Origin of the sequence: Georgenia sp. AZ-5 (assembly GCF_043952095.1) — a bacterium.
Lineage (GTDB): Bacteria > Actinomycetota > Actinomycetes > Actinomycetales > Actinomycetaceae > Georgenia.
Window position 1 is genome coordinate 336,103 of record NZ_JBINOU010000001.1, and the last position, 22,491, is coordinate 358,593.

20 protein-coding genes are annotated in these 22,491 nt (G+C 74.0%); 9 read left to right on the plus strand and 11 right to left on the minus strand.

Translation table 11 applies throughout. The features are described from left to right. Positions 1-10 precede the first annotated feature (10 nt). The 5 genes from ACF0H8_RS01615 to ACF0H8_RS01635 all read right to left on the minus strand — a co-directional run bounded on the left by ACF0H8_RS01615 (position 11) and on the right by ACF0H8_RS01635 (position 5,206). Positions 11-1,615, minus strand: a complete 1,605-nt coding sequence (locus ACF0H8_RS01615) for an aldehyde dehydrogenase (NADP(+)) (protein WP_395287253.1) — start codon at positions 1,613-1,615, stop codon at positions 11-13. Then, a complete protein-coding gene (gene kdgD / locus ACF0H8_RS01620; protein ID WP_395287254.1) occupies positions 1,612-2,541 on the minus strand; it encodes a 5-dehydro-4-deoxyglucarate dehydratase in 930 nt (309 codons plus the stop codon). The genes ACF0H8_RS01615 and kdgD overlap by 4 nt, the downstream gene beginning before the upstream one ends. Positions 2,542-2,659: 118 nt before the next feature. After that, positions 2,660-3,367, minus strand: coding sequence for a sulfite exporter TauE/SafE family protein (locus tag ACF0H8_RS01625; RefSeq protein ID WP_395287255.1), 708 nt, complete (start codon positions 3,365-3,367; stop codon positions 2,660-2,662). After that, complete coding sequence (locus ACF0H8_RS01630) at positions 3,364-4,098, minus strand: ribonuclease activity regulator RraA (RefSeq protein WP_395287256.1); 735 nt, start codon at positions 4,096-4,098, stop codon at positions 3,364-3,366. Before ACF0H8_RS01630 ends, ACF0H8_RS01625 begins: the two co-directional genes overlap by 4 nt. Positions 4,099-4,309: 211 nt before the next feature. Then, positions 4,310-5,206 carry a LysR family transcriptional regulator gene (locus ACF0H8_RS01635; RefSeq protein WP_395287257.1) on the minus strand — a complete coding sequence of 299 codons (897 nt, stop codon included), beginning with the start codon at positions 5,204-5,206 and terminating at the stop codon, positions 4,310-4,312. 104 nt (positions 5,207-5,310) lie between these two features. On the opposite strand from ACF0H8_RS01635, the gene ACF0H8_RS01640 reads away from it, so the two are divergent. Genes ACF0H8_RS01640 through lhgO form a run of 3 tightly spaced genes read left to right on the plus strand, consistent with a single transcriptional unit; the run spans position 5,311 to position 8,716 of the window. After that, positions 5,311-6,333 (plus strand): 2-hydroxyacid dehydrogenase, encoded by a 1,023-nt coding sequence (locus tag ACF0H8_RS01640; protein ID WP_395287258.1) that lies wholly within the window; start codon positions 5,311-5,313, stop codon positions 6,331-6,333. Continuing rightward, positions 6,330-7,502, plus strand: coding sequence for an Ldh family oxidoreductase (locus ACF0H8_RS01645; RefSeq protein WP_395287259.1), 1,173 nt, complete (start codon positions 6,330-6,332; stop codon positions 7,500-7,502). Before ACF0H8_RS01640 ends, ACF0H8_RS01645 begins: the two co-directional genes overlap by 4 nt. Continuing rightward, positions 7,502-8,716, plus strand: a complete 1,215-nt coding sequence (gene lhgO / locus ACF0H8_RS01650; RefSeq protein WP_395287260.1) for an L-2-hydroxyglutarate oxidase — start codon at positions 7,502-7,504, stop codon at positions 8,714-8,716. The genes ACF0H8_RS01645 and lhgO overlap by 1 nt, the downstream gene beginning before the upstream one ends. 186 nt (positions 8,717-8,902) lie before the next feature. Here lhgO and ACF0H8_RS01655 read toward each other — a convergent pair whose 3' ends face one another. Next, the gene (locus ACF0H8_RS01655) at positions 8,903-10,003 is read right to left on the minus strand and encodes a VIT1/CCC1 transporter family protein (protein WP_395287261.1); all 1,101 of its coding nucleotides are present in this window, start codon (positions 10,001-10,003) and stop codon (positions 8,903-8,905) included. Between the two features lie 727 nt (positions 10,004-10,730). On the opposite strand from ACF0H8_RS01655, the gene ACF0H8_RS01660 reads away from it, so the two are divergent. Continuing rightward, positions 10,731-11,450, plus strand: a complete 720-nt coding sequence (locus ACF0H8_RS01660) for an SOS response-associated peptidase (protein ID WP_395287262.1) — start codon at positions 10,731-10,733, stop codon at positions 11,448-11,450. A 46-nt stretch (positions 11,451-11,496) separates the two neighbouring features. On the opposite strand, the gene ACF0H8_RS01665 is transcribed toward ACF0H8_RS01660, so the two are convergent. The 3 genes from ACF0H8_RS01665 to ACF0H8_RS01675 form a co-directional block, all read right to left on the minus strand. Continuing rightward, positions 11,497-12,105 (minus strand): GNAT family N-acetyltransferase, encoded by a 609-nt coding sequence (locus ACF0H8_RS01665; protein ID WP_395287263.1) that lies wholly within the window; start codon positions 12,103-12,105, stop codon positions 11,497-11,499. A 429-nt stretch (positions 12,106-12,534) separates the two neighbouring features. Next, complete coding sequence (locus ACF0H8_RS01670) at positions 12,535-12,906, minus strand: hypothetical protein (RefSeq protein ID WP_395287264.1); 372 nt, start codon at positions 12,904-12,906, stop codon at positions 12,535-12,537. Positions 12,907-13,160: 254 nt separating this feature from the next. After that, positions 13,161-14,621: an IS1182 family transposase gene (locus ACF0H8_RS01675; RefSeq protein ID WP_395290788.1), complete on the minus strand. Its 1,461-nt coding sequence runs from the start codon at positions 14,619-14,621 to the stop codon at positions 13,161-13,163. A gap of 106 nt (positions 14,622-14,727) precedes the next feature. Between ACF0H8_RS01675 and ppk2 the strand changes: the two genes are divergently transcribed. The 3 genes from ppk2 to ACF0H8_RS01690 all read left to right on the plus strand — a co-directional run bounded on the left by ppk2 (position 14,728) and on the right by ACF0H8_RS01690 (position 18,629). Further along, positions 14,728-15,657, plus strand: a complete 930-nt coding sequence (ppk2, locus tag ACF0H8_RS01680) for a polyphosphate kinase 2 (protein WP_395287265.1) — start codon at positions 14,728-14,730, stop codon at positions 15,655-15,657. A gap of 441 nt (positions 15,658-16,098) precedes the next feature. Continuing rightward, positions 16,099-17,580, plus strand: a complete 1,482-nt coding sequence (locus ACF0H8_RS01685) for an MFS transporter (RefSeq protein ID WP_395287266.1) — start codon at positions 16,099-16,101, stop codon at positions 17,578-17,580. Between the two features lie 185 nt (positions 17,581-17,765). After that, positions 17,766-18,629 (plus strand): 5'-3' exonuclease H3TH domain-containing protein, encoded by an 864-nt coding sequence (locus ACF0H8_RS01690; protein ID WP_395287267.1) that lies wholly within the window; start codon positions 17,766-17,768, stop codon positions 18,627-18,629. Position 18,630: 1 nt separating this feature from the next. On the opposite strand, the gene ACF0H8_RS01695 is transcribed toward ACF0H8_RS01690, so the two are convergent. Further along, positions 18,631-18,963, minus strand: a complete 333-nt coding sequence (locus ACF0H8_RS01695; protein ID WP_395287268.1) for an STAS domain-containing protein — start codon at positions 18,961-18,963, stop codon at positions 18,631-18,633. 224 nt (positions 18,964-19,187) lie between these two features. Here ACF0H8_RS01695 and ACF0H8_RS01700 point away from each other — a divergent pair, with 224 nt between their 5' ends. Then, the gene (locus ACF0H8_RS01700) at positions 19,188-19,889 is read left to right on the plus strand and encodes a TetR/AcrR family transcriptional regulator (RefSeq protein ID WP_395287269.1); all 702 of its coding nucleotides are present in this window, start codon (positions 19,188-19,190) and stop codon (positions 19,887-19,889) included. A gap of 97 nt (positions 19,890-19,986) precedes the next feature. Here the strand turns inward: ACF0H8_RS01700 and ACF0H8_RS01705 are convergent, their stop codons facing one another. Beyond that, positions 19,987-21,333 carry a serine/threonine-protein kinase gene (locus tag ACF0H8_RS01705; protein WP_395287270.1) on the minus strand — a complete coding sequence of 449 codons (1,347 nt, stop codon included), beginning with the start codon at positions 21,331-21,333 and terminating at the stop codon, positions 19,987-19,989. Between the two features lie 525 nt (positions 21,334-21,858). Here ACF0H8_RS01705 and ACF0H8_RS01710 point away from each other — a divergent pair. Continuing rightward, positions 21,859-22,296, plus strand: a complete 438-nt coding sequence (locus ACF0H8_RS01710) for a helix-turn-helix domain-containing protein (protein ID WP_395287271.1) — start codon at positions 21,859-21,861, stop codon at positions 22,294-22,296. The last annotated feature ends 195 nt before the right edge of the window (positions 22,297-22,491 follow it).

The following is a 22,491-nucleotide window of genomic DNA, read 5'->3' on the forward strand; positions in this document are numbered from 1 at the left end:
CTTGTCTCCTTCAGTGCCGGCCGAGCTCGCCGTCGACGCGGCGCCACAGGTTCAGCGGGTTGCCGTCGCGCAGCTCCGCCGGCAGCAGCTCGGCCGGAGCATCCTGGTAGCTGACCGGGCGGAGGAACCGCTCGATCGCGCGCGTGCCCACGGACGTCGTCGCGGGGGCGGAGGTGGCGGGGAAGGGCCCGCCGTGGATGACGGCGTGGCCGACCTCCACCCCGGTGGGCCAGCCGTTGAAGAGGATGCGGCCCGCCAGCAGCTCCAGCTCGGGGAGCAGCCGCGCCGCGGCGTCCTGGTCGCCCGCCGCCGTGTGGACGGTGGCGGTGAGCTGCCCCTCGAGCTCGCGGGTGATGTCGAGCAGCTGCTCGACGTCCCGCACCCGGACCACGAGCGAGGCGGCCCCGAAGACCTCCTCGCGCAGGGTGGGCTCCCGCAGGAACGTCTCGGCGTCGGTCTCGAAGAGGAAGGTGCGCCCCGGCGAGGCGACCGTCGGGTCCTCGGCGCCGCTGGCGACCTCACGCACGCCCGGCGCACCGGCGAGGCGCCCGACGCCCTCGGTGTAGGCGGAGCAGATGCCGGCGTTCAGCATGGGGGAGGTCCCGGTCGCGCGGACCGCGGCGGCGGCAGCGGCGAGGAATTCCTCCAGCCCGGCGCCCTCGACCGCGAAGACCAACCCGGGGCTGGTGCACAGCTGGCCGACGCCGGTGGCGACGGAGGCGACGTACGCCTCGCCGATCCGGGCGCCGCGCTCGGCCAGCGCCCCCGGCAGCAGGAAGACCGGGTTGACGCTGGACATCTCCGCGTAGACCGGGATGGGCACCGGCCGGCCGCCGGCCGCGGCGACGAGCGCCAGCCCGCCCGAGCGTGAGCCGGTGAAGCCAACTGCCTTGATGCGCGGGTCCGTGACCAGGGCGGTGCCCAGGCCCCGCCCTGAGCCGTGGAGGAGCGAGAAGGTGCCCTCGGGCAGGCCGGTGGCGACGACGGCGGCGCGGATGGCGCGGCCGACGATCTCGGAGACGCCGGGGTGGGCGCCGTGCGCCTTGACGACGACCGGGCAGCCGGCCGCGAAAGCGGAGGCGGTGTCGCCGCCGGCGACCGAGAACGCCAGCGGGAAGTTGGAGGCGGAGAAGACGGCGACCGGGCCCAGCGGCACCTTGCGCTGGCGCAGGTCCGGGCGGGGCAGCGGCGTGCGGTCGGGCTGCGCGGGGTCCACCCGGGCACCGAGGTAGCTGCCCTCGCAGACCACGGCGGCGAAGAGGCGCAGCTGGTTGGCGGTACGGGCGAGCTCGCCATGCACGCGCGGCGGCGTGATGCCGGTCTCGGCCACCACGCGCTCGACGAGCGGCTCCGCGACGGCCTCGATCTCGGCCGCGACCCGCTCCAGGAAGGCCGCCCGGGTCCCGGCGTCCGTGGCACGGAGGACGCCGAACGCCTCCCAGGCGAGGGCGGCAGCGCGGTCGACGTCCTTGGGCCCGCCGAGCCCGAAGGCCGGCGCCAAGGCCTCGCCGGTGCGCGGGTCCGACGCGCGGACCTCGCCGCGCGTGCCACGCACGTCCGCGGACCCGATGAGCAGGTCGCCGGTGAGCTGGACGGCTGAGGTGGTGGTGGTCATACGCGTGCGGCCTCCTTGGTGATGCGCTGGACCAGGGGCGCGAGCTCGGCGAGCTCGGCCGGGGTCAGGTCGGTCAGGGGCGGCCGGACCGGGCCGGCCGGCCTGCCGACGAGCTCGAGCCCGGCCTTGACGATCGAGACGGCGTAGCCGGCCCGGCGGTTGCGGATGGAGACATAGGGCAGGACGAAGTCCCGCAGCCGCGCGTAGACGTCGGCCCGGTCCCGGCCGACGACGGAGCGGTAGAAGTCCATGGCCCACTCCGGCGCGAAGTTGAAGATCGCCGAGGAGTACGTCGTCACGCCCATCTCGAGGTAAGGCAGGGCGTACAGCTCGGCGGTGGGCAGCCCGCCGACGTAGAGCAGCCGGTCGCCAAGGCGGGCGTAGAGCTCGGTCATGAGCTCGACGTCGCCGATGCCGTCCTTGAACCCGATGAAGGTGGGGCACGACCCCGCCAGCTCCACGACCGACTCGACCGTGAAGCGGGCGTTGGCGCGGTGGTAGACGACGACCCCGAGGCCGGTGGCCGCGCACACGGCCTTGACGTGGGCGACGAGGCCGGCTTGGTCGAGCTCGGTGAGGTAGGGCGGGCACAGGAAGATGCCGTCTGCGCCGGCCCGCTCGGCCTCCTTGGCCATGCGCACCGCCTGGGCGGTGCCGTAGCCGGCGGGTCCGATGATCGGGAGCCCCGGAGCGGCCTCGGCGGCGGCGCGGACGACCCGAGGGATCTCCACGGGGTCGAGGCAGAAGAACTCACCAGTTCCGCCGGCGGCGAAGAGGCCGGAGGGAGCGTGGCCGGCGAGCCACGCCACGTGGTTGCGGTAACCGTCCTCGTCGAAGGACCCGTCCGGGCGCGCGTGGGTGACAGGGAAGGACAGCAACCCGGCGCCGATCGTCGTCTTCAGCTCCGTCGGTGAGAAGGACTTCATTGGTTCTCCTGGCGTCGTTGGTGCCGGAACACTCCCATCCGCAGGCGATACCTGTCTAACACCGATATAGCATGAGGTGATGCTCTCCGGGTATCACCGCCCGCGCGCGTCAGATGCGTCAACCGGCCACGATGACGAGCACCGCGCCGAGCGCCGACGCCACCAGTGCGAGGGTGCGCACGCGGGCGTCGAGGCGCCGGCCCACGAGCCGCGAGACGGCGTACCCCAGGAGAACCGCCGGCACGAGCACCGCAGCCGCACGCAGGGTCCGACCGTCGATGGCGCCCACCGCCGCGAGGGCGACGATGGAGACCAGCGAGCCGACCAGGAAGAAGGCGCTCATCGACCCGCGCAGGCGCGGCGCCGAGGCGCCCTGCCACACGAGCGCCATGGGCGGGCCGCCGATGGACGTCGCGGTCCCCATGACGCCCGAGGCCAGACCGGCGCCGACCAGGGCCCGGCGGCGCGGTGCCGGACGCCAGCCGCACACACTCAGGACCACCCCGGCCAGCACCGTGGCCGCGAGCGCCAGGCTGAGACCCCGCGTGGGCAGCCACGCGACCAGCAGCGCACCCACGGCCGTGCCCGGGAGCCTGCCGGCCAGCGCCCACCCGGTGCCGCGGAAGTCGATGCTGGTGCGTTCCCGGACCGCGACCAGCACGCTGAGGCCGGTGGCGAGCAGGACCAGCGTGCCGGGCAGCAGCGCCGGCTGGACCAGGGCGATGACGGGGGCGGCGAACAGGCCGAGCCCGAAGCCGATGGAGGACTGCAGGCAGGAGGCGACCGCCACCGCCACGGCGATGACGGCGAGCTCCCCACCGCTCATCCGCGCGAGCGGTGGCCGGCGTGCTCGGCGTAGGCGCGCAGCGTCGCCTCGTCGGGCGGGTAGGTCCCGCGCAGCGGGTTGCCGGCCTCCACGCGGGCGAGCACGAACTCCTCCAGCCGCTCCTGCTCGAGCGCCTCGTGGGCGACCTCCTCGGCCAGGTGCGCCGGGACGCACACCACGCCGTCGCGGTCCCCCACCATGATGTCGCCGGGATAGACGGCCACCTCGGCGCAGGCGATCGGCAGCTGCATGTCGACCACGTGGTGCAGCGCCAGGTTCGTCGTCGGGGCGGCCCCGGCGGAGAACACCGGCAGGTCCAGCCGCTCGATGCCGGCCATGTCGCGCAGTGCGCCGTCGGTGACGATGCCCGCGGCGCCGCGAACCTTCACGCGGGTGGCGAGGATGTGCCCGAGCGAAGCGGCCCGTGTGCGGCCGCGGGCATCGATGACCAGGACGTCCCCGGGTCCGACCGACTCCACGGCCTTGCGCTGGGGGTGGTCGTAGTCCTGGAAGACCGACAGCACGTCGAGGTCCTCCCGGGCGGGGATGCAGCGCAGGGTGAAGGCTCGGCCGACGAGCCGGGGCCGGGCGGGATTCGCGTAGGTCAGGCCCTGCAGGAAGGCGTTGCGCAGCCCCCGGGCCATGAGCTGGGTGGTGATCGTGGCGGTGCTGACCTGCTCGAGGGCGGCCAGCACCGCGGGGCTCGGGGTCGGCGTGGGCTCGGTCGACATCGGTGTCCTCCTGGACGGCTCTGACGGGTGGGGCTCGGGTCGGCCCTGACGGGCGGGCGGCCCTGGGTGGGCCGCGGCGGCCATGTCGCGGGTGCTCGGGCGCCGGCGGACGTGGCCGAGCGGCGGCGCGGGCGTGGGGGCTCGGCGGGGACGGTGCTGCGCCGCACCGGCCCGACGAGGACGAGACGCTCCCCTACTGCCGCCGGACCTGTCAAGCAACCGGCCGGGCCGGCAGCACCAGCCGCAGCAACGCCGCGAGGACCGGGTTGACGTTGTCCCGGCGCCAGACGCAGTGGGCCCGCACGGTGCGCGGCGTGACCCCCTCGACGGGCAGGTACACCAGGCCGGGGTGCTGGAAGACGGAGGTGGACTCGGGGACCAGGGCGACCCCCACCCCGGCGTCGACCAGGGCGACGACGCTGTTGACCTGGTTGACGTGCTGGACGTAGCGCGGGGTGATGGCTCCCTGGCTGAACACCGCCACCACCGCCTCGTGGAGGTACCGCGCCTCCACCGGCGAGTAGGTGACGACCTCGTGCTCGGCGATCTCCTCGACCCGCGGGGCTCGTCCCAGCGCCGCGAGCGGGTGGTCGCGCGGGGCCGCCAGCACGAGGGACTCCGCATGGACCAGCCGGACCTCGAGCAGCTCCGACCGAGGCACGCCGCGGGCCACGCCGACGTCGAGGTCGCCGGCGAGGAGGGCGTCGACCTGCTGGCGGCTCACCATCTCCGAGAGCACCAGGTCCACGTCGGGCATGTGCTGGCCGGCGGCGCGGATCCAGGCGCCCAGGACCGTCTGGGCGGTGACCGCCGTGAAGCCGATTCGAAGCGTCCCGGCCGCACCGCGCGCGACGCTGCGCGCCAGCAACGGGGCGGCCTCGGTCAGGCCGAGGATGCGGCGGGCCTCCTCGAGGAAGACCTGCCCGCCCGGGGTCAGGCGGACGCCCCGGTGCGTCCGTTCGAACAGCTCGACACCGACGTCCCGCTCGAGCTTCTGGACCTGCCTGCTCAGCGGCGGCTGCGTCATCCTGAGCCGCTCGGCGGCCCGGCCGAAGTTGCCCTCCTCCGCCACGGCCACGAACCCCCGCAGCTGCTCCAGCGTGTACATGGATCCCTTTCGATACCCGAGCGGCATGACGCTATGCCCTGCCGGTGTTGGACAGGTATAGCACCGGCTGGCTAGCGTGCGGACACCGTCGAAGGAGCGAACCAATGACGCTAGCCCAGCCGTCGCAGACGACGACGCCCGGCACCTCCCCGGCCGGCCGCGTCCTCCAGGTGGGCCCCCTCCTGCCCTCCCTGGAGGCAGAGCTGCACGCACGCTTCGACGTCGTGCGGCTCCCCCGGCCTGCGGAGCGGTTCCTGGCCGTGAGCGGCCCGGAGTTCGTCGCGGCCATCACCACGGCGCGGGTCGGCGTGGACGCGAACACCCTGGCCGCGCTGCCGAACCTGGGGGCCGTCATCCACTTCGGCGTCGGCTACGACGCGACCGACGTTGCCGGGGCGCGTGCGCGCGGAATCCTCGTCAGCAACACCCCCGACGTGCTGACCGACTGCGTCGCCGACACGGCGGTCGGCGCCCTGATCACCGTCATGCGGCGCCTGACGGCCGCCGACCGCTTCGTCCGCCGCGGAGACTGGGCCCGGGGAGAGTTCCCGCTCAGCACCAAGGTGAGCGGGAAGCGGGTGGGCATCCTCGGGCTCGGCCGCATCGGCCGGGCCGTCGCCCGGCGGCTGGAGGGCTTCGGCTGCACGATCGCGTACCACAACCGTTCACCCGTGACGGACGCGCCGTACGCGTACGCCAACTCTCTCGAGTCCCTGGCCGCGGGCAGCGACGTGCTGGTGGTGGCCGCCGCCGGTGGGGCCGGCACCCGGGGCCTGGTGTCCCAGGCGGTGCTCGACGCGCTCGGCCCCGCGGGGTTCCTGGTCAACGTCGCCCGTGGCAGCGTCGTCGACGAGCGGGCCCTGGTCCGCGCACTGGAGGAGGGGCGCCTCGCCGGCGCGGCCCTGGACGTCTTCGCCGACGAGCCGCACGTGCCGGCCGAGCTGCTGGGCCGCGACGACGTCGTGGTCCTGCCGCACCTGGCCAGCGCCACCCACGAGACCCGCGCCGCGATGGGGCGCATGGCGCTGGACAATTTGGAGCGATTCCTCAGCACAGGTGAGGTGCTCACCCCGGTGCCGCACCCCGCCCCGGCTTCCACCCACGACACCACGGAGGTGGTCCTGTGACCGCTCGGACCGACGACGCCGTCGCAACCGCGGGCGGCGCGGCCGCGCCCCCCGCCGAGGCCGCGGCACGGGCAGATCAGCCGGCGCTGCGCCGGTTCCGCCCGGAGACCGTCCGTGCGCAGATCCTCGCCGTCCTCGGTGCCTGGGGCATGCCGGAAGACCTGGCGGCCGTGTCGGCCGACGTCATGGTGGACACCGACCTCGCCGGGATCGACTCCCACGGCATCTCGATGCTGCCGAGCTACCAGAGCCTGGTCCTCGAGGGGCGGCTGAACATCGGCGCCCGCCCGCAGGTGGTGCACGAGACGGCGACGACCGCGCTGCTCGACGGCCTGGACGGGCTGGGCCATCCCATCACCACCGAGGCCATGGCCCTCGCCGTCGCGAAGGCGCGCACGGCCGGCCTGGGCGCCGTGGCGGTGCGCCGGTCGCACCACTTCGGCGCGGCGGGGTACTACGCCCGGATCGCGTCGGACGCCGGCATGGTCGGCCTGGTCACCACGACGACGCGCACCCGCGCGGTGGTGCCCACGCGCGGCTCCACCCCGTTGCTCGGCACCAACCCGATCGCATTTGCGGCGCCGACCACCGATCCGGAGCGGCCGTTCCTGCTGGACATGTCCACCAGCTCCGTCGCGGTCAACAAGGTCAAGGTCTACGACTACCTCGGCAAGCCGCTGCCCGAGGGGTGGGTTCTCAACGGCGAAGGCGAGCCGGTCACCGACCCGCACGCCGCGCACGCGCGGCTGCGCGCCCAGGAAGAGGGGGGCCTGACTCCGCTCGGCGGGACGGAGGCGCTGTCCAGCCACAAGGGCTACGGCCTCGGCGTCATGGTGCAGATCCTGGCCGGGGCGCTCAGCGGTGCCCTGTTCGCCCCCGAGAAGGGCCGGAAGGGCCCCGACGACATCGGCCACTTCTGCCTGGCCATCGACCCCGCGGCGTTCGGTGGCGCGGAGACCTTCCCGCAGGCGGTCTCGGAGATCGTGGACACCCTGCACGCGCACCCCAGCACCTCCCCCGACCGGCCGGTGCTCGTGGCGGGCGACCCCGAACGTCTCTCCCGCGAGGAGCGGTCCGAGCACGGCATCCCGCTCAGCGACGCCCTCCTCGATCTGCTCGGTGGGATCTGCGCCGCCGCCGGTGCCGACTACCTCCTGGAGGAGAACTGATGACCTACGACTACCTGGTGATCGGCGGCGGCATCGTCGGGCTCTCCACCGCGTTGAACCTGCTGCGCGGGCAGCCCGGCGTCAAGGTCGCGGTGCTGGAGAAGGAGCGGGACCTCGCCGCGCACCAGACCGGGCACAACTCCGGCGTCATCCACGCCGGCATCTACTACGCCCCCGGCTCCCTCAAGGCCACCCTGTGCCGGGCCGGGGAGCGGGCCACCAAGGACTTCTGCGACGCCCACGGCATCGCCTACGCCACCATCGGCAAGCTCGTGGTCGCCACCGACGACCTCGAGGTCGCCCGGCTGCACCGCCTGCGCGACCGGGCCGGCGTCAACGGCATCGACGTCGAGGCGGTCGACGGCGCCCGGCTGCGCGAGCTCGAGCCGAACGTCGCCGGCCGCGAGGCCCTGCTGGTGCGCTCCACCGGCATCGTCGACTACCGCGCCGTCACCCGCGCCATGGCCGAGGACGTGCGCGCCGCCGGCGGCGAGGTCCACACCGGCGTGGAGGTCACCGGCATCCGGGAGACCGCCGACGCCGTCGACGTGGACACCCCCGGCCGCGGCTTCCGCGGCCGCCGCCTCGTCGCGTGCGCCGGGCTGCAGGCCGACCGGGTGCTGCGCCTGGGCGGGGTGGAGCCGGACTTCCGGATCATCCCCTTCCGCGGCGAGTACTACGAGCTCCCGCCCCAGCGCGCCGGCCTGGTCACCCACCTGATCTATCCCGTGCCCGACCCGGAGCTGCCCTTCCTCGGCGTGCACCTGTCCCCCACCATCGACGGGCGGATCACCGTGGGCCCCAACGCCGTCCTGGGCCTGGCCCGGGAGGGCTACCCCAAGACGGCCGTGAACCTCCGCGACGTCGCCGACTTCGTGCGCTTCCCCGGCATGTGGAAGTTCGCCCGCGCCAACCTGCGCACCGGGATCGCCGAGGCGTTCAACTCCGTGGTCAAGGCCGGGTACCTGGCGCAGGCCAGGAAGTACTGCCCCGACCTGACGGCGGCGGACCTGCGCCCCCACGTCGCCGGCATCCGCGCCCAGGCGATCATGCGGGACGGCTCCCCGGTGGAGGACTTCCTGCTGCGCCGCACCGCCCGCCAGGTGCACGTGGCCAACGCCCCCTCGCCGGCGGCCACCTCGGCGCTGCCCATCGGCGAGCTCATCGCCGCGAAGGTCCTCGACAACAAGCACGCGCCTCTCAGCGAGAAGTAGCCGGGCGGACGCCCGCCGGCGTGCTGTGGGTCGCGGCCATCTTCGCGGAGCTCGCGCGTCACGCCGCCCGACGGCGCCACGCCGGCGACGGTGAGCGTCCCTGGCGACCCTCGCCGTGGTGTACGAGATGCTCCGGCGCACCGCACCCACCCGGCTCTTGCTCGGCCTGCCCCCGCGGGGGGCGCGTCACATGACGTTGGTGCCGAAAGCCAGGCCGAGCAGGTAGGTCACCGCCGCGGCGCCGTAGCCGATGCCGAGCTGACGCAGCGCGCGCCTGAGCGGCGGGGCGCCGGAGAGGACGCCCACGACGGCGCCGGTGCCGAGCAGCGCCAGGCCCACCAGCGCGGCGGCGACGGCGACGGCCGGCAGCCCGTAGAGCCCGAAGATGTACGGCAGGATCGGCACGAGCGCACCGGAGGCGAAGAAGCAGAAGCTGGAGATGGCGGCCGGCCAGCCGTTGCCGATCTCCTCGTAGGCCTGGGCGGCCCGGTCGGGCATGCCGTGCCCGGCGGCGACCCGCGCGATCACGCCCGCGGCGTGCTCCGCGGCCTCCTGGGCGCTCATGCCGCGGGCCCGGTAGACGAGGGCCAGCTCGTTCGTGTCGACGTCGAGGTCCGGGATGACGTGGTGCGCGTCCGGGTCGGGCGTCGAGGCCTCGAGCAGCTCCCGCTGGGACCGGACGGAGACGTACTCCCCCGCCCCCATGGACAGCGCGCCGGCCAGCAGGCCGGCGATGCCGGTGAAGAGCACGGTGCCGGCGGACACGCCGGTGGCCCCGATGCCGATCACCAGTGCGAGGTTGGAGACCAGGCCGTCGTTGGCGCCGAAGACGGCGGCGCGGAAGGTGCCCGACATGCGTTCGCGCCCGCGGGTGGCTAGCGCCCGGACGACCTCGCCGTGGACCCGCTCGTCCGCGGCCATCGCGTCCGTGGCGTCCTCGTCGGCGCCGTAGCCGGAGCGCTGCTCCGCCTGCTGGGCGAGCGCGAGGACGAACACGGAGCCGAAAGTGCGGGCGAGGAAGCCGAGCAGCCGGGTGCGCAGTGCGCCCTTCTGCGGCTTGCCCGCCCGGTCGCCGAGGAGGTCGCGCCAGTGCTGCTCGTGGCGGCGCTCGGCGTCGGCGAGCCCGAGGAGGATCTCGCGCTCCTCGCCGTCCCGGCGAGCCGCGAGGTAGCGGTACACCGCGCCCTCGGCCTGCTCGTCGGCCAGGTACCGCCGCCACCGGCGCACCTGGGCGGAGGTGGGCTCCGGGCGGGTGGAGGGCGTCGGGGAAGCGGACATAAGAGTCATGGTGGCAGCGCCCACGCGGGCGCCCAAGCCCCTCCGGCGGTGGGGTTCCCCACTGTTCGGCGGGCCGAAGAAACGGCGGCAGGGCGCGGAAAAGTCGCCCTGCAGGGAAGCCTCCGCGGCGCGTTCCTGCCCGCACCGGTCGCCGACCGTCCGACTGAGCGCGCGGACCGTCCTCCGCAGCCTGCTCGCGTTCCGTCCAGCATGGTGCGGCCCTCGTCCAGCACGGTCCGGCCGCCGACCGTCAGCACGGCTCCCTGTCCAGCACGGCCCCCCGTCCGGACCCGGCTTTCCCTGCGGGCGGCGTCGGCGCCGCGCCCGTTGTCCGCTCCGGGCATGTTTCATTTCCGCGAGGTGTCAGGAATCCGCAACTGGCGACGGCCATACGAGCGCCGATCCAGGTTTCCGCGGAACCGCTGCGCGTGGCCTCTTGGGGCTCGGCGCCGCGCCGGGCGGTGCCGGTTCGAGGGGCGCGATTTCTGCAGTCGCGACCGATGCAGGGCTGATCGAGCGAACGTCTCGAAATCCTTCCCTCGAGTCAACATTCCTGGCACCGCCCGGATGGAGAGTGCCGGGGTGACGGGGAAGCCGGGCACCGTCTCGAAGCGATCGGGACGGCGACACCGCCGTCCCGGGGCGATCGAGGCCGGCCGCGGCGGCTGGGCCGGCACTGCGCACGGAGACGGGGCCGCCGTCCGCGGCTGTCGGAGGTGTGGGCCACACTGGGCCCATGTGTGGTCGCTACGCCAACGCCCGCCGGGACGCGGACCTCATCCGCGCGTTCGACGTCGAGGACGTCGTCGGTGAGGAGCTGCCCCCGTCGTGGAACATCGCGCCCACGCGCGACGTGCGGGTGGTGCTCGAGCGCGCGCCCAAGCAGGAGCCCGAGGCGCAGCCGGTCCGCCAGCTGCGCACCGCGCGGTGGGGCCTGGTGCCGTCCTGGGCCGAGGACCTCTCGATCGGCTCGCGGCTGATCAACGCCCGCTCGGAGACCATCACGGAGAAGTCGTCGTTCAAGACGGCGGCGGCGAAGCGACGCTGCATCGTGCCCGCCGACGGCTACTTCGAGTGGCAGAAGCTGCCCGACGGCAAGAAGCAGCCGTTCTTCCTCCACGGCCCTGACGGCGAGCCGCTGGCCTTCGCGGGCCTGTATGAGCTGTGGCCGGACCCGAGCCTGCCGCCCGACCACCCGGACCGCTGGCGGTGGACGAGCACGATCATGACGACCCGGGCCGCGGACACGCTCGGGCACATCCACGACCGCACGCCCGTGATCGTCCCGGCGGACCTCATCGGGGACTGGCTGGACCCGGAGGTCACCGACCTGCGGGACGTGCGGCAGATGGTCGACGCCATGCCCTCACCCGTGCTGACGCCCCGACCCGTCGGCAAGGCGGTCGGCAACGTGAACAACGACGGCCCGGAGCTGATCGAACCGGTGGAGCCCTAGGGCCTGCGTGGCGCGCCGCAGCGGGTCAGGCGCGCGCCGCAGCGGGTCAGGCGCGCGCCAGCCGCTCCTCGAGCCCGGCCTTCACGCCCGGCCACTCGGAGCCGAGGATCGAGAACATCACCGAGTCGCGCCAGGTGCCGTCGGCGCGCCGCCTGTGGCGGCGGGCGACGCCCTCGCGCACGGCACCGAGCTTCGCCACCGCGGCCAGTGACCGGGCGTTGCGTGCGTCCACCTGGAGCTTGACCCGGCCGAAGCCGCAGTCCTCGAACGCGTGGGTGAGCACGGCGAGCTTGGCGGCGGGGTTGACGACCGTGCCCCACACAGCGGGCGTGTAGGCGGTCCAGCCCAGGTGGGCGGTCTCGTTGGCGAGATCGACGTCGCCCAGCGTGGTGGTGCCGACCAGCTCGCCGGTCCCGGCTCGGCGCACCGCGTACGCCACGCCGGGCCCGGACCCGCCGCCCAGGTAGCTGCGCATCCAGCCGGCAGCCGCGGCCGTGTCCTGCGGCCTGCCGGCCGGCCCGCCGCCGTAGCCGCCGGCCCAGACCTCCGGGAAGTCCAGGGCGGCGAACAGCGCGGGAGCGTCGTCGGGCGCGAGCGGGCGCAGCTCCACGACGGCGTTGGCGAAGACGGTGCGGGCGGGCGCGGTGGCGGGCACGCCCGGAACGCTACCGGGGCGACGCCAGCGGCCTGCGCCGCCGCCCGGGCGTGTGATCGCCGCCGTGCGACGGCCCGAGGCACTGCGCCGCCGCGGCGTGGGACCGGGGTGGCGCCCGACCCGGCGAGGGCACTTACTTCCGCGGGGAGGTCCTTCCGCGGGGAGGTCTCCGAGCTGCTCCCCGCACGCTGAGCTGGGGGATGCATGATCGGCGAGCACAGCACGGTGGAGCTACGTGCAGATCCGCACCCAGCTCGAGGTGCTCGCCGCCCAGCTCGCCGTGCGCCCGGCGCACCGCTCGGCGGAGCACCATCGGGGCGACCAGGCCCCCTGGCGCGGAAAACTCAGGCGCGCCCGAGCGCCGCGCCGCCGAGCGCCGCGCCGCCGAGCGCCGCGCCGCCGGGCGCGCGGTCGCTGGTGCGAGGGGCGTCAGGAGACGGGCGGGATCGGCTCCGACGGCCGCGGCGGCGTCGTGCCGGTGTCGCCCGGCCCGCCCATGCCGGTCGTGCCGGCCATGCCGGTCGTGCCCGCGGTTCCGGTCGTGCCGGTGGGCTTGACGCCGTTGCCGCCGCCACGGATGCGCTCCTTGACCGTGTTGGCGACCAGGTCGGTCACCGCGGCGGTGCGCTCGCGCGCCATGTCCCCCACCTTGTGCTCGACCTTCTGCACGCGGCTCTGGACGCTCGGGTTCTCCCAGACGGCGCTGCCGACCTTCTTGATCCGCTCGTACTGGGCGCGGCCGGCCCGGGTGCCGAAGAGGTAGCCGAAGCCGGCGCCGGCGATGAACGAGAACTTGCCCATGGGATGACCTCCGGTATCGGTGTGCTGAGTCACGAGCGTAGGGCTCTTCGGCGCGTGCTGCGCGTCGTCCGCCACTAGGAGCGCGGGTCGGTATCGGTGCGATGGCGCGCGGGCGATCGCGTAGGGCGGCGTGTGCCTGATCGTCGGTGGCGGGTCCGGTTGCCAGAGATCATCGCTCGGTTCGCGGCCGGTGCGTGGCCGCGGGGCCCGCTGGGGTGCTGTCGGGCGCCTGGGCCGGCCGTGGGCCGGCCCGGTCAGGCGGTGCGGAGGCCGGCGAGCCCGGCGGAGCCGAGGTGGCGGTGGAGCTTGCGCAGGTTGTGGCAGGCGGCGAGCAGGAACCATTCACCCTTGGCGCCGTAGAGGCCGCGTAGCAGCAGGCGTTTGGCGTCCTGGAGGATGCTCATCTGCCCGAAGACGGGTTCGACGATGACCTTGCGGCGGGCGTAGGCCGCCTGGCCGGTCTTCGTGGTCAGCTTGCGGGCCATGCGCTGCTTGGCCGTGGCGTTCTTCGGGATTGGCCCGCGCGGGGCGATCGAGGCGGGCTCGCCGTGGCGGCGCCGCCCGGTAGCGATGTAGAACTCGGTGCCCTGCCGCTGTGTGAGTTCGGCGGCGGTGGCGAGGTTGGCGGCCGAGCAGTATCCGGCATCGGCGAGCACGGCCTTGGGCACCTGCCCGGTGTTCGCGACCGCCTGCTCGGTCAGCGGGATGAGGTTGGCGACGTCGGCGGCGCAATCATTGAGGTCGGTGGCCACGATGACCTGATGCTCAGCGTCGACCACGGCTTGGGCGTTGTAGCACTGCTGGAAGGACCCGTCCCCGGTGAGCATGATCTTCGACTCCGGGTCGGTGAAGTTGCGCTGCGCCTTCGGCTTCGGCGTGGCGCGCTCGGCGGCCTGGGCGGCCCGCTCGGCGACGGTGTCCTCGTCCTCGCCACGCTCGCGCGCCTTCTCCGCGGCCTTCGCGCCGGCCTCGGCCCTGGCCTGGTCTTCCAGGGCCTGCCTGGCCTCGCGCAGCTTGGCCAGGCGCGACTCCCTGCGGGCGAGCGCGTCGGGGAGTTCGTCCCCGCGCCGGTCCTTGCCGTACTTGGCGTCCTCGGCCCTGTCGGTCTCCTCCGCGGCGGCCAGCAGCTCGCTGACCTCCTGGGCGAGGATCTTCTCCTTCTCCGTCAGCCGCGCGTAGGACATGGCCTTGCGCTTGGAGGCATTGGCCCGCAGCTTCGTCCCGTCCAGGGCGACCCGGCCGAGCTTGACCATCCCCGCGGCCTGGCACAGCGCCAGCGCCTGGAGGAACAGGTTGGCCAGGGCGGCCAGGTGCCGGCGGCGGAACCGGGCGATGGCCCGGTAGTCGGGGGCCGACCCGGCCGCGAGCCACCGGAAGGCGACGATGTCGGTGCAGGCCCGCTCGATCGCCCGGGAGGAGCGCACCCCGGTGGCGTAGCCGTAGACCAGCAGCCGCACCATCAGCCGCGGGTCGTACGGCGGGGCCCCGCGCCCCTCCCGGTAGGCGGCGTAGATCCGGGACAAGTCCAGGTGCTCATCGACCAGGTCCGCGACGAACCGGGCCAGATGGTCCGCCGGCAGCCAGTCATCGAGCGAGGGCGGCAGTAACAGCACCTGGTGCGGGTCGAACTCCCGGAATGTCTTGTCCACCCCCGCTCCGCCGCCGTCGCGCTCGTCCTCGCCCCGCTCCACCCGGAACGGCTCCGCCTCGAACAACGCCCCGTAGTCCTCGCCCGTCACACCCCGATTCTCCCGCCCGCAGCTCCGTCAATAGCGGACCAGGCCCGGCGTGTTACTGACCCACGCTCCTAGCCTTCTCTCCATGGCGAGCGCGAAGAAGCGTGCCGGCACCGCCGACGGCGTGGCGGGCGACGGCTCGCTGGTGAGGGGCGGCGCGGACCGGGACGCGGACGACGCCCTGGTCTCGGAGGCCTCGCCGCTGCGCACCACCAAGATCCCGAACAAGGTCTACGAGGCGGAGCTGCACCGGCTCCAGGGCGAGCTCGGAAGGCTGCAGACCTGGCTGCGGGCCAGCGGCGCCCGCGTCGTGGTGGTGTTCGAGGGCCGGGACGCCGCGGGCAAGGGCGGCACGATCAAGCGCATCACCGAGTACCTCTCCCCGCGGGTGGTCCGCATCGCGGCCCTGCCGGCGCCCACCGAGCGCGAGAAGGGCCAGTGGTACTTCCAGCGCTACGTCGAGCACCTGCCGGCCGCCGGCGAGATGGTCCTGTTCGACCGGTCCTGGTACAACCGCGCCGGGGTGGAGAAGGTCATGGGCTTCTGCAGCGCGGAGGAGCACAAGCGCTTCCTGCGGCAGTGCCCGATCTTCGAGCAGATGCTCGTCGAGGACGGCATCCACCTGCGCAAGTACTGGTTCTCCGTCTCCGACGACGTCCAGCTGGACCGGTTCCGCAAGCGGCTGCACGACCCGCTGCGCCAGTGGAAGCTCTCGCCGATCGACCTCGAGTCGATCACGCGCTGGGAGGACTTCTCCCGGGCGAAGGACGAGATGATGGTGCACACGGACACGCAGGTGGCGCCGTGGCACCACGTCGCCTCCGACTCGAAGAAGCAGGCGCGGCTGAACATGATCCACCACCTGCTGCAGTCCCTGCCCTACGAGGACGTCGAGCAGCCCAGGGTGCACCTGCCCGAGCGGCCGCCGGGCACCGGGTACCAGCGCCCGCCGATCGAGGTGTCCAAGTACGTGCCGGACTGGGCCTCCACGCTGGTGAAGGACCGAGCCGGCTGACCTTCGTCTCCAGGGCGGTTCGAAGTCGCGGGTTCGGGCCGAGGTAGAACGTGAGAGCCGGTCACGACCCACGACCTCGGCTCGGGTGTTCTACTTCGGCAGGCTTTTTCGCGGGCGGGCCCGACCTGCGCCACCAGCGCCCGCCGGGCGCACGGTGAGCGGGCGTGAGGTTGCGCACGCGCGGCAGCGGCCGCCGCGATGCGGACGGTGCCGCACGGGACGTCCCGCGGCCGCAACCCCGCTGGTCAGCGCGTCTCGGTGAGGGCACCGGCTGTCCGCCCGCCACCCGCGCCCGACAGGGGCTGGGCCGGCGGCCTGTCGGCGGAGTGATGCGGGCCGCAGCGCCCGCCCGGGGCCCCGGCGTAACGTCACGGCGGCAGCGGACACGGAGGGACGGAAAGGTCGTCCCCGTCGCTGTCTCCAGCACCGGAGAGAGACGCAGTGAGCACGGCCGGGACCGCCCGCCTCTGGACCAAGCACTTCATCCTCGCGACGGGCGTGAACTTCCTCCTGTCGCTGATCTTCTACCTGCTCGTCACCACGCTGGCCCTGTACGCCGTCGAGCGGTTCGGCGCCTCGGACAGCGAGGCCGGCCTCGCCTCGAGCGCCTTCGTGATCGGCGCGATGGTCTCCCGTCTCTTCGCCGGCGCGGCCGTGGACCGCGTGGGGCGCCGCCGCATGGTGCTCGCCAGCCTCGTCGTCTTCGCCGGCGCGTCCCTGCTCTACCTCCCGGCCGACGAGCTGGGCCTGCTGCTGGCGGTGCGGTTCGTCCACGGGGTCGCGTTCGGCAGCGGCAACACCGCCCTGGCGGCGGCCGTGCAGGGCCTCATCCCGGGCCTGCGCCGCGGCGAGGGCACCGGGTACTTCGCGATGAGCGGGACCCTCGCGACGGCGGTGGGCCCCTTCGTCGCACTGCTGCTGGTGGACGGGCCGGGCTACGAGGCGCTCTTCACCGCGTGCGCGGCCGTCTCGGTGCTGGCGATGCTGCTCGCGCTGACGCTCCGCCTGCCCGAGGCGCCCCGAATGCCCTCCCGTGCCGGCTCCGCCGCGCGGGGGCGCCGGTCCGGCCTCCACCTGAGCAGGGTTGTCGCGCCGGCCGCCCTGCCCATCGCCGCGGTCATGCTGGGCCTCGGCATCGCCTACTCCGGTGTGGTCTCCTTCCTCAACTCCTACGCCGACCAGCTCGGCCTGGGGCTGGCCGCGAGCGCCTTCTTCCTCGTCTACGCCGTCGTCGTGCTCGTCTCCCGCCCGCTGGCCGGCCGCCTCCAGGACCACCGCGGCGACAACGCCGTCATCTACCCGGCGCTCGCCTCCTTCGCCGCTGGCCTCGTGCTGCTCGCCCTGGCCGGCGGGCCCGCCATGCTGGTCGCCGCGGGCGCGTTCGTGGGCCTGGGGTACGGCACGCTGATGTCGGCGGCCCAGGTGGTCGCCATCAAGGCCGCACCCAAGGAGCACCTCGGCCGGGCCATCTCCACGTTCTGCCTGCTCGCTGACGCGGGCGCCGGCGTCGGCCCCCTGCTGCTCGGCCTGCTGCTGCCCGTGAGCGGGTACTCCGCGATGTACCTCGTGCTTGCGGCGGTCGTCGTCGCCTCGGCGGGCGCGTACCACCTCGTGCACGGGCGCGCCGCGGCGCGCACCGCGGCTCCGGCCGCGGAACGGGCGGCCGCTGACGTGCCCGCGGGCACCGCCAACCCTACGGACGAGGGGAACCCTACGGACGAGGCCGTCCCTGCGGGCGAGGCCGTCCCCGTGGCCGCCGGCGGCACGCCGGCCGCGCCAGCCGGCGTGCCGGCACCGGCGGCAGGACGCTCCTCGAGGGCGGGCAAGCGGCCCGGCCCGCTGCGCCGGCCCGGCCGGCCAACGGCCGCTCGCGGGACCCGCCCGCCCGCGCGGACGCGACGGCGGGAACGCGCCCTACGGTAGCCACCCGGCCCCTCGGCCAGCCCGCCGGGCGCCCCGGCCCCTCGGCCAGCCCGCCGGGCGCCCCGGCTTGGCACGGGCTCGCGCCCCCGCCAAGCGCCCCGGCCCGGGGGTGCGCTCTCGAGCCTCCAGGCTGCGGCAAGAACGGGACGGCCCCCGGGAGACCAGGCGTGTGACAGGCTCGGCCCATGCAGGTCCACCTCGTCGACGGCACCTACGAGCTCTTCCGGCAGCACTTCTCGAAGTTCAACAAGGACCCCGACCGCGGGGCCACCCGCGGCGTCGTCGCCTCGTGCCTGGCGCTCATCGAGCAGGGCGCCACCCACGTGGGCGTGGCGACCGACCACGTCATCGAGTCCTTCCGCAACGAGATGTGGCCCGCGTACAAGGACGGCTCGGGGGTGGACCCGCACCTGAAGGCGCAGTTCCCGCTGGTGGAGGACGCGCTGCGGGCGTTCGGCTTCCGGGTCTGGGCGATGGTGGAGCAGGAGGCCGACGACGCCCTCGCCGCGGCGGCGCGGGTGGCCGCCGCCGACGAGCGGGTCGAGCGCGCGGTCATCTGCACCCCGGACAAGGACCTCGGGCAGTGCGTGGGCGGCAAGGTGTGGCAGTGGGACCGCCGCCAGGACAAGTGGTTCGACGCCGACGGCGTCCAGGCGCGGCTCGGCGTGCCGCCCGCCTCGGTGCCGGACCTGCTGGCCCTCGTGGGCGACAGCGCCGACGGCTTCCCCGGGCTCCCCGGCTGGGGCGCCACGTCGGCCGGGGCGGTGCTGCGCCGGTGGCGGCACCTGGAGGACGTCCCGCACGACCCGCTGGCCTGGGACGCGGGGGTGCGCGGCGCCGCGACGCTCAACGCGACGCTGCGCGAGCACTACGACCTGGCGCTGCTCTTCCGTGACATCGCCACCACCCGGACGGACGCGGAGGTGGGCGTCGTGGACGACTGGCGGTGGGCCGGTCCGGGGCCGGACGCGGCCGCGGTCGCCGAGGCGCTGGACGCCCCACAGCTGCTGGAACGGGCCGGCCGGCTCACCGACCGGGCGGGTGCCTGAGCTAGGCGTTCACCGTCGCGGGCGCCGTCGGCGGCAGGCCCGGGTCCTCCTCGAGGATCTCCACGACCTCGAGCAGGTCCGTGAGCTCGAGGAGGAAGCGCACCACGTCCGGCGGCTTGATCATCCGCAGGGGGTGGACCACCCGCTGGGCCAGTGCCACCAACGAGGCCACGGCCGAGGAGTCCATGAAGCGCACGTTGCGAGCATCGATGTCGATCGGCAGGTCCAGCGCGATGGCCTCGTCGACGGCGGCCGCCAGCTCCGCCTTGCTGGACAGGTCCAGCTCTCCGGCCAGGACCAGCCGACCGCGCGTGGGCGTCATCAGCAGCGCCACGGAGCCACCTTCGGATCCGATCGCGCCTGCCTGTCCGGTGCTCTTCACGCTGGCTCCCTTCGGAGCATTCTGCCCCGTTTACAGCGTACACCGCGTCTGTACCGGAGGGAACAGCCCCCGGCATTGTTCGGTATGGCCCGCCACGCCGCCCTGAGTGCGCCGGGCGAAAGGTGCATCTAGTGTGAATCGGAGCCGCACTGTCGAGGAAAGGGTGGGGTCCGGGGGTGGACACCGAGAGCACCGAGCAGACCCGCGCACCTCTCGACAGGAACCTGGTGATCGAGACGGCTATCGAGCTGGTGGACGCCGAGGGCCTCGGTGCCCTCAGCATGCGGCGGCTGGGGGCGACGCTCGGCGTCGAGGCGATGGCCCTGTACCGCCACATCGACGGCCGCGAGGACCTGCTCGAGGGCATCGTCGACGCCATCACGGACAGGATCGAGCGGGTCGCCGACATGGACCTCGGTCCGCACGGCGGGTGGCAGGCGTACCTGCAGAACGTCGCCCACGCCGTCCGGGACCTGGCGTTCGCCCACCCGCAGATCTTCCCGCTCGTCGCCACCCGGCACCCGGCCGCGCCGTGGCTGCGCCCCCCGCTGCGGAACCTGGAAGTCGTGGAGGACTTCCTCACTGCGCTGATGGGCATGGGCTTCACGGACGACCAGGCCGTGGCCGCGTACCGGGCCTTCACCAGCTTCCTGCTCGGGCACCTGCTGCTCAGCGTGTCCCAGCGCGGCGCCCCCGCCTCGGCCGGCGAGATGCTCATGAACGACGGGGCGCACGGCGGTGAGGGCGACACCGACATGGCGGACTACCCCACCATCCAGCGGCTCCGCGCCAAGCTCTCCGTGGACCACTCGGCGGAGGAGTTCGAGACGGCGCTGGAGTCGCTGCTGAGCCGCATCGCGGCGGTGCGCGGCGAGTAGCCGGCGCCACGGCCGCGGTGGGGCCCGATCGCACGGACCTGTGGTCGTGATCGCCGACCCGGTCCAGGTGCGCCTCGGCTAGAGGTGGCCCGAGCCGCTACTGCGGGCCCTTGCCCTCCGAGGAACCCTTCCCGTTCCCCTTGCCCTTGTCCGCGCCCTTGCCCTTGTCCGCGCCCTTGCCCTTGTCCGCATCCTTGCCCTTGTCCGCGCCCTTGCCCTCGCCCTTGCCGTCGTCCTCGTCGACGGGCTCCTCCGCCGGCTGCGGTGCGGGCCCGGCCTCCCGCACCGCGGGTGGCGGGGCGACGACCACGGCCTCCACAGTCGGGGCGACGTCCGGGTCCGCCGGTGGCGCCGTCGACACGACCGGTGCAGGCTCGACCGCGACGATCGGGTTCTTGGCCCGGGGCTCGGGCGGGGAGCTGGTGAAGCCGGTGGCCAGCGCGACCGCACCAGCGGCGGCCAGCGAGGCCACGGCGCCGACACCGAACCACCGGTGCGGCGCCCGGCGGTGGACCGAAGAGCCCACGCGGCGTGCCGTGGCGTGGGCGACCGTGACCGCGCCCGGGGCCGCCGCCATCGGGGCCTCCGTCACCCCCGTCGCCTCCGTCGCCTCCGTCGTCCCCGTGGCCTCCGTGACCCTGATGCGCCGCAGCGCCTCCCGGGCCTGCGGGGCCGAGGGCCGGCTCTCCGGGTCCTTGTGCAGCAGCGCTGCCACCAGCTCGTCGAGCTCGCCGGGCACCCCCGGCGCCAGGTCGGCGAGCCGCGGCGGGGCCGCGCTGACGTGCTGGTGCAGGATCGCCAGCGGGTGCTCGCCGGTGAACGGCGCCCGGCCCGCCAGAAGGGCCGTCAGCAGGCAGCCGAAGGAGTACATGTCGGTGGCCGGGGTGATGGTGCGCGCACCCGCCTGCTCGGGGGACATGTACTCCGCGGTGCCGACCGTCGTGCCCGGCGCCGTCAGCGACGACTCCGCCGCGTGCGCCACCGCGGCGATGCCGAAGTCCACGATCGTGACGTTGTCGCCGTCGACCAGGACGTTGGCCGGCTTGATGTCCCGGTGGACGATCCCGGCCCGGTGCGCGACCGCCAGCGCCGCGGCGATCCGTTCGGCCACCCGCAGCGCCTCCCCGCGAGGCAGGGCGCCCTTGCGCAGCACGGCCGCGAGGTCCCGCCCGGCCACGAGCTCCATGACGAGGAAAGTGGTGTCCCCCTCGACGCCGACGTCGTAGACGGTGGCGATGTCCGGGTGGTCGAGGGCCGCCATGGCGACCGCCTCGCGGCGCAGCCGGTCGCCCAGGGTCGGGTCGTCCGTCGCGGCGAGGTTGACCACCTTCACGGCGACCGGCCGGCCCAGGAGCTCGTCCCGGGCCTCCCAGACGTTCGCCGTCCCGCCGTGACCGATGAGACGCCGGAGCTCATAGCGGTCCCGCAGAATCACCGACGTCATGCTGACCATCTTGACGCCGACGGCGGGAAACGGCTCGCGGAGAGAGCCTCCGGTCAGCCGCGGGGCGCCACGGAACCCGGGACACAGCGACGTGCCGTGCCGCGTGGGCCCGACGTTGTCTCCAGGTTGGTGTCGGGAATGCTGACGCCACGGCAGGATCTCGAGACCGACTCTCGATCGGCATCGGTGTCGCCCAGTCGGCCAGACTGCACGATCGACCAAGCAGACACCCAGAACGGGTCCATCGCGCACATCCAGCGCCTGGGGCGGGCGGTTGCCGCTTTCTCCACAGGCGTCCCCCGGCGCTTCACATTTCTCTGGTCGTCTTGGCTCAGTGGGGCGGTGCGAGCCACCGGCTGCTCTTCCTCATGGCTGCCATGAAGCACCGGCACGCGACGGACGAGCACGCGACTGCCGTGCGGAATCTGCTGCCGTGCGGAATCTGCACCAAGACACGCACCAACTGTCATCAGTTCGGATTCCCGGACACCACTCCGAAGAACAACACCCCCGAGAGAGAGACGCATGGACAAAGCGGACGGCGGGAACGCCGCAGACCTGCCGCTGGACGACCCCGGCGACGACCACGAGCCGGAGGCCGACCACGAGCCCCAGGCCGACTACGAGCCCGACTTCTACTACTACGACGACGCCCCCGACGACCACGCCCCCGACGACTATGACTACGACCCCGACGACCCGTACGACCTCCCGGACCTCCGCGCCCGCGGTCTGGCGGCGGATGTCGCGGCGAACATCCGCTTCGAGGCGGCGCGCCGTGAGCTGAGCCAGCAAGACCTGGCCGAGATGATCGGCCGGTCGCGGGCTGCGGTGTCGGCGAGGTACCGCGGGAAGGTGCCGTGGACGATCGACGAGGTGGGCCGCATCGCCGAGATGCTGGGAGTCCCGCCCGGCGAACTCCTCGCAGTCCCCCGGCCGCCGTCTCAGCCACGCGCGTGGTGAGCACAGCAGAGTCCGTGACGGGATGGCGCCGGGCCTTCAACCCGGGGACGGCGATGCCGGCCCGAGTCCCTTCGTGCGGCCACCGACTCAGGGGCACCGGCAGCCTCGCCGCACGACCGGAGCCCTGATGCGGGCGCCCGATTGCGGCCGGCGCGGTGTGACTCTGGCTGCACCCGGCGTCCATGCGGTGGCGGA